The 10938-nt window shown below is 69.5% G+C and carries 12 protein-coding genes; 7 read left to right on the forward strand and 5 right to left on the reverse strand.

What is annotated here, in order from left to right; translation table 11 throughout:
• On the forward strand, nt 1-651 hold a 651-nt coding region (locus tag VHC63_02195), incomplete at its 5' end, for a cytochrome P450 (protein HVV35385.1).
• Between the two features lie 10 nt (nt 652-661).
• Here VHC63_02195 and VHC63_02200 read toward each other — a convergent pair.
• Nucleotides 662-1705 carry an alcohol dehydrogenase catalytic domain-containing protein gene (locus VHC63_02200; protein HVV35386.1) on the reverse strand — a complete coding sequence of 348 codons (1044 nt, stop codon included), beginning with the start codon at nt 1703-1705 and terminating at the stop codon, nt 662-664.
• Between the two features lie 37 nt (nt 1706-1742).
• Here VHC63_02200 and VHC63_02205 point away from each other — a divergent pair, with 37 nt between their 5' ends.
• Nucleotides 1743-3392 carry an acyl-CoA synthetase gene (locus tag VHC63_02205; protein ID HVV35387.1) on the forward strand — a complete coding sequence of 550 codons (1650 nt, stop codon included), beginning with the start codon at nt 1743-1745 and terminating at the stop codon, nt 3390-3392.
• Nucleotides 3393-3494: 102 nt separating this feature from the next.
• Here the strand turns inward: VHC63_02205 and VHC63_02210 are convergent, their stop codons facing one another.
• Together VHC63_02210 and VHC63_02215 are read right to left on the reverse strand one after the other, a co-directional pair.
• Nucleotides 3495-4904: a carotenoid oxygenase family protein gene (locus VHC63_02210; protein ID HVV35388.1), complete on the reverse strand. Its 1410-nt coding sequence runs from the start codon at nt 4902-4904 to the stop codon at nt 3495-3497.
• Nucleotides 4905-4934: 30 nt separating this feature from the next.
• Nucleotides 4935-6059: an amidohydrolase family protein gene (locus VHC63_02215; protein ID HVV35389.1), complete on the reverse strand. Its 1125-nt coding sequence runs from the start codon at nt 6057-6059 to the stop codon at nt 4935-4937.
• A gap of 20 nt (nt 6060-6079) precedes the next feature.
• On the opposite strand from VHC63_02215, the gene VHC63_02220 reads away from it, so the two are divergent.
• Entirely contained in the window at nt 6080-6895 is an 816-nt protein-coding gene (locus tag VHC63_02220; protein HVV35390.1) for a PhzF family phenazine biosynthesis protein, read from the forward strand.
• A 37-nt stretch (nt 6896-6932) separates the two neighbouring features.
• Here the strand turns inward: VHC63_02220 and VHC63_02225 are convergent, their stop codons facing one another.
• Entirely contained in the window at nt 6933-7562 is a 630-nt protein-coding gene (locus VHC63_02225; GenBank protein HVV35391.1) for a maleylpyruvate isomerase family mycothiol-dependent enzyme, read from the reverse strand.
• 77 nt (nt 7563-7639) lie between these two features.
• Between VHC63_02225 and VHC63_02230 the strand changes: the two genes are divergently transcribed.
• A complete protein-coding gene (locus tag VHC63_02230; protein ID HVV35392.1) occupies nt 7640-9151 on the forward strand; it encodes a hypothetical protein in 1512 nt (503 codons plus the stop codon).
• A 3-nt stretch (nt 9152-9154) separates the two neighbouring features.
• Here VHC63_02230 and VHC63_02235 read toward each other — a convergent pair whose 3' ends face one another.
• The gene (locus tag VHC63_02235) at nt 9155-9643 is read right to left on the reverse strand and encodes a pyridoxamine 5'-phosphate oxidase family protein (GenBank protein HVV35393.1); all 489 of its coding nucleotides are present in this window, start codon (nt 9641-9643) and stop codon (nt 9155-9157) included.
• A gap of 45 nt (nt 9644-9688) precedes the next feature.
• On the opposite strand from VHC63_02235, the gene VHC63_02240 reads away from it, so the two are divergent.
• The 3 genes from VHC63_02240 to VHC63_02250 form a co-directional block, all read left to right on the forward strand.
• Complete coding sequence (locus VHC63_02240) at nt 9689-9949, forward strand: helix-turn-helix transcriptional regulator (GenBank protein HVV35394.1); 261 nt, start codon at nt 9689-9691, stop codon at nt 9947-9949.
• Entirely contained in the window at nt 9946-10551 is a 606-nt protein-coding gene (locus tag VHC63_02245; protein ID HVV35395.1) for an ATP-dependent Clp protease proteolytic subunit, read from the forward strand. The genes VHC63_02240 and VHC63_02245 overlap by 4 nt, the downstream gene beginning before the upstream one ends.
• Nucleotides 10541-10938, forward strand: a 398-nt coding sequence (locus VHC63_02250) for an alanyl-tRNA editing protein (GenBank protein HVV35396.1), incomplete at its 3' end; no start/stop codon positions are given. The genes VHC63_02245 and VHC63_02250, both read left to right, overlap by 11 nt.

Genomic DNA, 10938 nt, shown 5'->3' on the forward strand with positions numbered 1-10938 from the left:
CTGATGAACGAGATCGCCGAGTACAAGCGCCACAACCCGGGCGACGACCTCACGACGCAGCTCATCAACGCGGAGCTCGAAGACGACATCCTCACGCCGCAGGAACTCGGGTCGTTCTTCATCCTGCTCGCCGTCGCCGGCAACGACACCACCCGCACCGCGCTGAGCCACGGCATGCACTACATCACCACCAACCCCGAGCAGCGCAAGATCTGGCAGTCCGATCTCGAAGGCGTCACGCCGACGGCGGTCGAAGAGGTCGTGCGCTACGCCGGTCCGGTCGTCTACATGCGCCGCACGCTGACGCAGGACTACACGATGGCGTCGGGTCACGAGTTCAAGCAGGGCGAGAAGGTCGTGATGTTCTACGGCTCGGCGTCACGGGACGAGGACGTGTTCGAGAACCCCGACGTGTTCGACGTGCGCCGCAACCCGAACCCGCACGTCGCCTTCGGCGGACCCGGCCCGCACTTCTGCCTCGGCGCTCACCTCGCCCGGCGCGAGCTCAACGTGATGTTCCGGCGTCTCTTCGAGCGTCTCCCCGACATCGAGGCGACCGCGTACCCCGCGCTGCTCAACGGCGGCGGCATGCCGCTCGTGACCGGCGTCAAGCGCCTGCCCGTGAAGTTCACCCCCAACACGGCGCGGTGACGCCTTTCGCTCAGCGCGACGGGTCGAGCAGCACCTTGAGCACGCCGTCTTCCCGCGCGTCGAACAGGCGGTACGCCTCCGCCGCGTCGCTCAACCCGAGACGGTGGGTGAAGACCTCTTCGGGTTGCAGCTTGCCCGAAGCCACGAGCGGAAACAGCGCCGACCACGTCGTGGGGATCGACGCCAGCTGGACGCGGAACGTGAGGCGCTTCATCAACGCCACGGGCAGGGGATAGGGGAAAGCGAAGTCCATGTGGACACCGACGACCGAGATCGTGGCGCCGGGCGCGGCGCACATGATGGCGTCGGTGATCGTCTGCTGGCTGCCGACCGCTTCGATGACGGCCGTCGCGCCTCGACCGCCCGTCGCCTCGTAGATCTTGGCGACGGTGTTGCCGTCGGACGCGTCGATCGGCTCCGCGCCGAGTTCGGCGGCGCGGGCGAGGCGCTCGGGGACCATGTCGACGGCGAGCACGCGCGCCGGCCCGAACAGCTGGGCGCACTGCAACGCGAACACGCCGACGGGACCGAGGCCGATCACGGCGACGGTGTCGCCCGGCGTGATGTCCGCGCTGCGGGCGCCGAGATAGCCCGTCGGCAGGATGTCGGTCAGCAGCACCGCCTGCTCGACGCTGATGCCGTTGGGGATCTTGGTGACGACGCCGTCGGCCGCCGGTACGGCGACGGCCTCGGCCTGGCCGCCGGCGAGGATCGGTGTCACGCCGAAGACCTGGGTGCCGTTGTTGAGGCACACGACGACGTCGCCGGCGCGGCACGCGGGGCACACCCCGCAGCCGATGACGCCCGACACGAGCACGCGGTCGCCCTTGGACACGGTGCGCACGTCGGCGCCGATGTCCTCGACGGTGCCGACGAACTCGTGGCCGAGGCGGGTGCCGGGGATTGCCATGATCCCGTGGTACGGATGCAGGTCGGATCCGCAGATGGCGGTCTTGTCGACGCGCAGCAGCAAGCCGTCGGGACCGGGAACGCCGGCGTCGGGCACGTCTTGGACCGATACGTCACGTTCACCATTGAGGACGACGGCTCGCATAGGCACGGCACCGTACTGCGCAGTACGGTCACCCGGCGTGGAGTTCAACCTTGCAGAAGTGTTCCGTGGTGTCGCCGCGGCCGTCCCCGAGCGCGAGGCCATCGTGTGGCGCGATCGGCGCGTCACCTACGGCCAGCTCGACGAGCGCACCAACCGCCTCGCCAACTACCTGATCGCCCAGGGTCTCGGCGCCCACACCGAGCGTGATGCGCTGGCAGGTCACGAGTCGGGCCAGGACCACCTCGCTGTCTACCTCTACAACGGCAACGAGTACCTCGAGGCGATGCTCGGCGCGTACAAGGCGCGGGTGGCGCCGTTCAACACGAACTACCGCTACGTCGCCGAGGAGTTGCGTTACCTGCTCACCGACAGCCAGGCGAAGGCCGTCGTCTTTCACTCGGCCTTCGCCGATCGCGTCGCCGAGGTGCGCGCCGACCTGCCGAACCTCACCGTGCTGCTCCAGGTCGACGACGGCTCGGAAACGCCGCTGCTCGAGGGCGCCGTCTGGTACGAGGACGCGCTGGCGCAGTCGTCGCCCGACGCGCCCGCCGTCGAGCCGAGCCCCGACGACCTCTACATCCTCTACACCGGCGGCACGACCGGCATGCCCAAAGGTGTGCTGTGGCGCCAGGCCGACATCTTCGTGGCGTCGCTCGGCGGTCGCGCCGGCGCCAACGAGTGGGACAGCCTCGACGCCATCGTCGAGACGGCCAAGAACGGCGGTGGCCGCATGCTGCCCGCCGCGCCGTTCATGCACGGCGCCGGGCACTGGATGGCGTTCAACGCGTTCACCGGCGGCAACACCGTCGTGATCCAGGACGACGTGATCGGCCTCGACCCCGACGACCTGTGGCGCACCGTCGAGCGCGAGAAGGTCAGCGTGATGCTCATCGTGGGCGACGCCTTCGGCCGCCCGCTCGCCGACCAGATCGAGAAGCAGTCCTACGACCTGTCGTCGCTGTTCGCCATCATCTCCGGCGGCGCGCCGCTGAACTCGACGCTCAAGGACCGCATCCTCGCCGCCCTGCCCGGCAAGATGATCATCGACGCCGTCGGCGCCTCCGAGACTGGGTCGCAGATGTCGAACGTGAGCGCGCAGGCGGGCTCGGCGTCGACGGGCACGTTCACGCCCGGTCCGGGCGTCGCCATCGTGAGCGAGGACCTGTCGACGGTGCTCGAGGCCGGCCACGAAGAGACCGGGTGGCTAGCGCAGCAAGGACGCGTCCCCCTCGGGTATCTGGGCGACGCCGACAAGACGGCGCGCACATTCCCCGTCATCGGCGGCGTGCGCTACTCGGTGCCGGGCGACCGCGCCCGCCTCACGGCCGACAACATCATCGAGTTGTACGGGCGCGACTCGGTCACCATCAACTCGGGCGGCGAGAAGATCTTCGCCGAAGAGGTCGAGCAGGCGCTGGCCCATCACCCCGACGTGTACGACGTGACCGTCGCCGGTCGCCCGTCGGAGAAGTGGGGCGCGGAGGTCGTCGCCATCGTGCAGCTGCGCGACGGCGTGTCGGCCGACGAGGTGATCGAGAAGTCGCTGCTGGCCGAGGCGGAGAAGCACATCGCCCGCTTCAAGTTGCCCAAGGCGTTCAAATTCGTCGACCACGTCCAGCGCTCACCATCGGGCAAGGCCGACTACCGCTGGGCCAAAGCCCAAGCCGCCGGCGAAGCCCCCGCCTAAGCCTCCTTCTGGTGTACCCACGGCAGAAAGACCCTGCTGTGCATGCACCAGAAGCCGGCGAAAACTGCGGACGTGACCGAGCTCGGCCGCTAGCGCCCTTGGTCAGTCGTGCGCGGGTAGCCAGCTGCCGTGGAAGCCGAACGGCACGCGGCGAGGCAGGAGCACTTCTGCGACGGGACCCGCGCTGGGTGCGCGGGCGTCCAGGATGACGACGCGGCTGGCGTCGTTGGCGTGGTCGTGCACCCAACTCAGCAGCCACCCGTCGTCTTCGTTCTCGCCGTCGGGCGCGGCGGCGAAGACGACCTCGCCTGTGGTGTCGGCGGCGCCGTAGCGGAAGCTCTCTCTGGCGCCGTTCGTCACGTCGTATTTGGTGACGGACGTGAAGTCGCCGAAGCCGCTGCGTTCGTCGAGGGTGGCGACGTAGCCGTAGCGGTAGGGCCGGCCGGCGACGGCGTCGGCCGTGCGGGGGAAGTCCCCTGAGCGATCGTCGAGTTGCTCCACGCTCGCCGTGCCCGCAACCAGGTCGACGCTGAACCGCGTGAGCGGTGTGCGCGCCGGGTTGGTCGCTTCTTCCGGCGACTGCGCCATGTTGAAACCGTCCTGGCGGCACCCGTCGAGGTGCACGGTGTCGCCGTCGTCGAAGGCGTTGAGGAAGTGGAAGACGTAGCCCGGCTCGACGTCGAACCAGCGGGTCGTGTCGCTGGTCGCGTCGCGGGCGATGACACCGACGCGGCAGCCGACCGCGGGGCGCCACTGCACGAACGGGTCACCCGCGAGACCGGCGCGCAGGTCGAACACCGCGGGCGCGTCTAGGAACACCGCGTATCGATCCGTGATGGCGAAGTCGTGGATCATCACTGGGTTCGGGATGTCGATGTCGACGCTGCGCACGAGCGCGCCCGTCGCGTCGACGGTGTGCAGCCGGAGATAGGGCGGGAACGGCTGGTAGCCGAAGAAGATCATCTCGCCGGTGCGGGCGTCGAACTTCGGGTGCGCGGTCATCGGGCCCTGCAGCGCGCCGCCGAAGTCGTAGTGACCAACCGTGTCCAGCTCGCGGGTGACCTCGTAGGGCAGGCCCGCCTCCCACAGCGCCAGCACGCGACCGGCGTGCTCGACCACGTGGGTGTTCGCCACGTTCTTGAGCACTTCACCTTTGTCGGCGAGCGCCTTGGCGGCGTCGCGGTCGGTGCCGGCGAGGTCGGTCATGCCGCCGAACAGCTGTCGTCCCGCGGCCTGCTCCATCTCGAACCCGGCGGTGCGAACCCACCGGTTGCGGTACGACGCGACGCCGTCGCGGATCGTAAGGGCGTGCAGCATGCCGTCGCCGTCGAAGATGTGGTAGCGCTCGCCGGGGACGACCACGGGGTTCGGCCCATTGCGCACGAACACGCCCTCGAGCCCGTCGGGCAGCACGCCGCGCACTTTCAGGGCGACGTCGTCGCGCTCGTCGGGGACGGGCCACTTGTTGCCGGCCAAGTGGACGTTCGGGTTGGTCTCCTCGACGACAGCCACGTTGGTGCCCCTCTCGCGTGCGGACCCCAACTATGCCCGAATGAGGTACTCGACGTTGCCGTTGAAGAAGTCGCCCATCGCCGCGGGGTCGCAGCCAGCGGCTGCGTAGTCGGCGGCGGGGGTGGCGGTGCCTTCGGAGTGCGGGTAGTCGCTGCACGCCATGAAGATGTCGCCCGCCTGCTTCATGAGGCGGGCCGGGTTCTCGTAGGAGAACGACGAGACACGGACGTGCTCGTACACGTAGTCGCTCGGGCGCATCTCCAACTCGACCCGCGGCCGGCCGTTGAGCTGCGCGGTGAAGTCGAATCCGCCGTCGAGCATCAGCAGGTACTGCGGCACCCAGATCGAACTCAGCTCGACGACGCCGACGCGCAGGTCGGGGTGGCGGTCGAACGTGCCGCTGACGATGAGGTCGGTGATCGCCAGCGCCGGCGGCACCCACAGGAACACCGACTCGACGACGGGCACGAACGCTTCAGGGTCGGCGTACCAGCAGTCGTCGAACACGCGCGGCTGGTCGGCCACGTGGAAGACGGGCGTGACGCCATGATCGACGAACGCCGACCACAGCCGGTCGTGCGCCGGATCCGACAGGGCCCGCCCGTCGACCGGTGCCGGCGCGATCATCGCCAGGCGCACGCCGGCGTTGGCCATCGCCGCGATCTCGCGCTCGGCCCACTCGGCGTCGCGCAGCGTGAGGTGGGCGACGGGGTTGAGCCGGTCGTCGCCCTCGAAGTGAACCGTGGCGCACCAGCGGTTCCACGCCGTCATGTTGGCGACGAGCGCCGGCAGATCGTCCGAGAGCGCGCGCTCCCACAGCAGCCCGTAGTTGGGGAACAGCACGGCAGCGTCGATGCCGGCTTCGTCGAGCCAGTCGAGGCGCGCCGCCGGGTCCCAGTACGACGCCGGCAGCGCCTCGTCGTAGTCGTAGGCGGCGCGCTCGCCGGCGCGCCAGCGTTCGCGATGGTCGCCGCACCACGCGGTGTTGCCCGGCATGTGCACGTCGGCGAGTTGCAGGCGCCGGCCGCGCCACGTGAGCCACGTGTAGCCAAGGTCGTCGTCGACCAGCGCCAAGGCGTCGCCGCGCATCGCGGGATCGATGTGATCGGTCCACATCGACCGCGGCTCGTACAAATGCTGGTCGGAGTCGATCATCGCTTTCCTACGATCCTTTCATGGCTGACTACTACCTGCTCGACGTGTTCACCACCGAGCCCTTCGCCGGCAATCCGCTGGCGGTGTTCGTCGACCAGGACATCACCGACGACGCGCTGATGCAGCGCATCGCTCGCGAACTCAACCTGTCCGAAACGGTGTTCGTGTCGACCGGCACGCGCCCGTTCCCGACGCGCATCTTCACCCCGGGCAACGAGTTGCCTTTCGCCGGACATCCCACCGTCGGCACCGCGGTGTTGCTGCACAACCTCGGTCACTCGGCCGACGACGCGGTGGTCCTCGCCGAGGCCGTGGGCGACGTGCGCGTCACCGTGCACGACGACACCGCCGAGTTCACGACGGCGAAGCTGCCGGCGCGGACCCGCGACATCGATCGCGGTGAAGCGGCCGCCGCCATCGGCGTCACCATCGCCGACCTCGACCCCGCGTTCGAGCCGGCGGTGTGGGACTGCGGTGTCCCGTGGCCAATCGTGGCCGTCCGTGACGCCGACGTGCTGGCGCGCGCCCACGGCGTCCCCGGGGCGCTCGACCAGGTCTACGTCGTCGTTTCGGAGACGCCCGGGCGCTGGCGGGCCCGCTCGTTCGCGCCCGGCTTCGGCATCCCCGAGGACCCGGCGACGGGTTCGGCCGTCGCCGCCTTCGCCGGCTTCGTCGCCCGCCTGGAGCCCACGGAGTTCACCGTCGTGCAGGGCGTCGAGATGGGCCGGCCGAGCGAGCTACGCCTGACCGTCGCGCGCGACGGTGCCGGCGCGCTGACTGAGGTGCGAGTGGCGGGCGAGGCCGTCGTGGTGGGCGGCGGCGCGCTGCACGTCTAGCTGGTGATGCGGGCGACAGGCGCGCTGATGGCTGTGCTCACCGAGCCGAGAACGTCGCCACGCCGTCGCCGGTGAGATCGGCGAGCGCCGCGCCGCGCCCCAGCATCGCCATGATCAGCGCCTCACCGGGCCCGGTCACGACAGGTCCGTCGCCCCACGACCAGTCGACGTCCTCGGCCACGAACCGCAGGCCCTTGGTGCGTTTGCGCGCGCCGAACACCGAGCCGAGCGTGGGCGTGGCGTCGAGCACGGCGACGATGCGTTCCGCGGGGATCGTGCGCGGCCGGTTGAGCGGGCGGCGGATGTCCTGCTGGTGCACGAGGCGGTCGAGCAGGGTCAGCTTCGGCGGGAAGATCCGGCACGTGCCGGCCCACGGGTCGCGTTCGTCGAAGGCGCGGACCAACTCGTCTGGCGTCCGTCCCTCGGCGCGGGCGATCGAATACGCCTTCCCGGATTTGTCCGAGGAGAATCCGTACCGCGCCAGGCGGACGGGAAGAGTCGCCAGGTTCATCTCGTTGCCGTACAGGATGTGGCCGACGACGTCGCGCACCCGCCATCCCTCGCACAGCGACGGCTGCTCCCACTCGTCGGGAGCGAGCTCGTGCAAGAGATCCGAGAATTGAGCGTTGTCCTCGTCGTGGTGGCGGCGGTACTCGTCTTTTGTCATGGGTGGCCGTACTCTGCCACGCTCGGTCCGTCCCTCCTGACGCTCAGTTCTCTGTGGCGTAGGCCGATTGGAGCAGTGTGATTCGTCGCGTCTGGAAATTGGTGTTGATCGCGGGCGTGTCCGCCGGTCTCACGGCTACAACGTCGATCGCCACCGCGACGCCGCCGCCGAATGCGGCGCCCAACGCTCGCCGGGCCATGCCCGCCGCTCACGGCGACAAGGCGACGTGCGCGGCCACGCAGCCGGGCTACGCGCACTGCGACGCCCACGTTGTCACGCAGGCTGACAACGCCACGCCGATGGCGACGACCAGCTACAGCTACGGCTACCGCCCCGCCGACCTTCAGACGGCGTATGGCGTCGGTGCCGCCGCGGGCACGCCGACGGTCGCCATCGTCGACGCTTACGACAACCCGAAGGCCGAAGCCGACCTCTCCGCCTATCGCAGCCAGTTCGGCCTTCCCGCCTGCACCACCGCGAACGGGTGCTTCGCCAAGCGCAACCAGAACGGCGGCACGACGTATCCCGCCAGCAGCAAGGGGTGGGGCCAGGAGATCGCGCTCGACCTCGACATGGTCTCGGCGCTGTGCCCGAACTGCCACATCCTCCTCGTCGAGGCGAACTCGAGCAGCATGACCGACCTCATGGCGGCGGTCGACTACGCGGCGGCGCACGCGGGTTACGTCTCCAACAGCTACGGCGGCAGCGAGTTCAACGGCGAGCAGTCCTACGACAGCCACTTCGACAAGCCGGGCGTCGTGTTCACCGTCAGTTCCGGTGACGACGGCTACGGCGCCGAGTACCCGGCGGCGTCGGCCTACGTGACGGCCGTCGGCGGCACCACACTCACCCTCGACTCGACCGGTCACCGCACCAGCGAGAAGGCGTGGAGCGGTGCCGGCTCGGGCTGCTCGGCCTACGTCACCAAGCCGGCGTGGCAGCACGACTCTGGCTGCGCCCGCCGCACCATCGCCGACGTGTCGGCCGTCGCCAACCCCAGCACCGGCGTCGCCGTCTACGACAGCTACGGCAGCGGTGGGGCCAACTGGTTCGTGTTCGGTGGCACCAGCGTCGCCGCCCCGGTGGTCGCCGCGATCTACGCGGTCGCCAGCGTGCCGGCCTCGACCGACTACGCGGCGTCCTATCCCTACGCCACGCCCTCAGGCTTGTTCGACGTGACGGTGGGTTCCAACGGCTCGTGCTCGCCGGCGTACTTGTGCACCGGCGCCGCCGGCTACGACGGCCCGACGGGCCTCGGCGCCCCGAACGGCGTGTCGGCGTTCGCCGCGCCGGGCACGGTCATCACACCGCCACCCCCGCCGCCCGGTGATCAACCCCCGGTGGTCGACAACGCAACGAAGTCGTGCAGCGCCAAGACGTGCACCTTCACCATCACCGCCCACGATCCCGACGGTGCCACGCTTACCTACGCGTGGACCGGTGCGACCAGCACGACCAACACCGCGGTGGTGAAATTCAGATCCGCCGGCAACTACACCGTCGGCGCCAACGTGAGCGACGGCACTAATAGCGCGCCGGTCTCGTTCTCCGTCAGTTGCGTGCAGCGCAACAAACTGGTCTGTAGCTAACCGCTACCGACCGAGTTTGTGGTTGTCCCAGGTGACGACCTTGTGCGGCTCGACGACCACCCAGCGCCACGAGCGGCCTCGCGCCGACGCGGGGTTGCGGATCGGTTCGTCGGTTGTCGGCGCCGGTTCGCCATGGCCCCCGGCGTACTTGGTACCCATCTGCCAGCGGGCCGCTTCGAGGTGCGCGTCGGCGTCCTCGGCCGCCGCGTCCTCGAGCACCGTAGCGACGCCCTGGAACATCGCTCCCTGGAGTTCGGGGAAGCGCTCGTTGCGGTCGACCAGCACGGTGCAGTTCGGCGAGCGCCGCAGGTTCGTGATCTTCTGGCCGCGGGCGTAGAAGTAGATCCTCCCACCGGCCCACCCGAACCACAGTGGTGTGAGGTTGATGCGGTCGCCTGGCCCCGTCGTGGCGATGCGCATGTTCCACGAGGTGGTCATGAGCTCGTCGAGTTCGTCGGGGGACAGCGACAGTTCAGCAGGAAGACGCGCCATGGCGCGGAGCATAAGCCATAGCGAATTCGGTATAGCGTTGTAGCGATGGCTGAACGACGGCGCTCACGGTTCCCCGGCTTCGACCAGATCGAGCCGAATCGAGAGGTGATCGTCGCCCTCGTGCGCGAGCGGGAGAAGCAGGGCTTGTCGCAGACGGTGGTGGCGGCGCGCATGGGCACCTCGCAGTCGGCGGTGGCGCGCCTCGAAGCGGGCGACGCCGATGTGCGCCTTTCCACCTTGCACCGCTACGCCGCGGCGGTCGGCCGCGACCTCCAGTTCAAGTTGGGGAAGGGGCCGACCGCATGACCATGCCGCACCTGCCGAACGTGCCGTCGGTGTTCACCCCGAACCCGGTGAACGAGGAACTCGCCGAGCGGTTGATGGAGCGCCGCATCGTGCGTGTGGCCGGCCCGCTCGACTTGCTGGCGGTCAACGACGCATCGGCGCGCCTCATGCTGCTCGACGCCACGGGCGACGACCCGATCGACCTCGTGCTGTCGTGCCCCGACGGTGACCTTACGGCCGCGATGGCGCTGGCCGACACCGTCGAGATCCTCGGCGTCGAACTTCGCGCCACGTGCGCCGGGGCGCTCGGTGGCGTGGCGTTGATGCCCTACGCCGTGGCCCCGCGTCGCCTCGCCCACGAGCACGCCACGTTCCAGCTCGTCAACCCGCGCCACACGGTGATGGGGTTCGCCCGCAACCTCGCCGATGCCGTCGAGCACGAGCTGCGTTTCGTCGGCGAGTTCCACAAGCGTTTCGCCCGCGCCACGGGGCACACGGTGGCGGAGGTGGAGGCCGACTTCGACCGCGGCCGCTTCCTCACCGCCGGCCAAGCGGTGGGTTACGGCCTCGTCGACGAGATCGTGCGCAAGGGCGGTTCGCTAGAAAGAGTGCATGGCGACTGAGCTGCTGTACCTGCGCGACGCCGAGTTGCGCGAGTTCGACGCGACGGTGACGGCCGTCGTCGACGGCGGGGTCGTGCTCGACCGCACGGCGTTCTACGTGACCGGCGGCGGCCAACCCCACGACACCGGCACCCTCGCCGACGCCCGCGTGGTCGACGTGCGCAAGGACCGCGACACCGGCGAGGTCGTGCACGTGCTCGACGGCGCGTTGCCCGAGGTAAGCGACACGGTGCACGGCGTCGTCGACTGGGATCGTCGCTTCGCGCTGATGCGCACGCACACCGCGCTGCACGTGCTGTGCGGTGTGATCTGGAACGAGTACGGGTGTGCCGTCACCGGCGGCAACATGGAGCCGCTCAGCGCGCGGATGGACTTCGAGTTCGACCC

Source organism: Acidimicrobiales bacterium, assembly GCA_035546775.1.
In the GTDB taxonomy this organism is placed as follows: domain Bacteria; phylum Actinomycetota; class Acidimicrobiia; order Acidimicrobiales; family JACCXE01; genus JACCXE01.

What these genes read in the sequence shown, in the direction of transcription:
- VHC63_02220 (HVV35390.1), top strand. Translation starts at nt 6,080, where the DNA reads ATGGCTGACTACTACCTGCTCGACGTGTTCACCACCGAGCCCTTCGCC.
- VHC63_02215 (HVV35389.1), bottom strand. Translation starts at nt 6,059, where the DNA reads ATGATCGACTCCGACCAGCATTTGTACGAGCCGCGGTCGATGTGGACC.
- VHC63_02240 (HVV35394.1), top strand. Translation starts at nt 9,689, where the DNA reads ATGGCTGAACGACGGCGCTCACGGTTCCCCGGCTTCGACCAGATCGAG.
- VHC63_02235 (HVV35393.1), bottom strand. Translation starts at nt 9,643, where the DNA reads ATGGCGCGTCTTCCTGCTGAACTGTCGCTGTCCCCCGACGAACTCGAC.
- VHC63_02200 (HVV35386.1), bottom strand. Translation starts at nt 1,705, where the DNA reads ATGCGAGCCGTCGTCCTCAATGGTGAACGTGACGTATCGGTCCAAGAC.
- VHC63_02245 (HVV35395.1), top strand. Translation starts at nt 9,946, where the DNA reads ATGACCATGCCGCACCTGCCGAACGTGCCGTCGGTGTTCACCCCGAAC.
- VHC63_02225 (HVV35391.1), bottom strand. Translation starts at nt 7,562, where the DNA reads ATGACAAAAGACGAGTACCGCCGCCACCACGACGAGGACAACGCTCAA.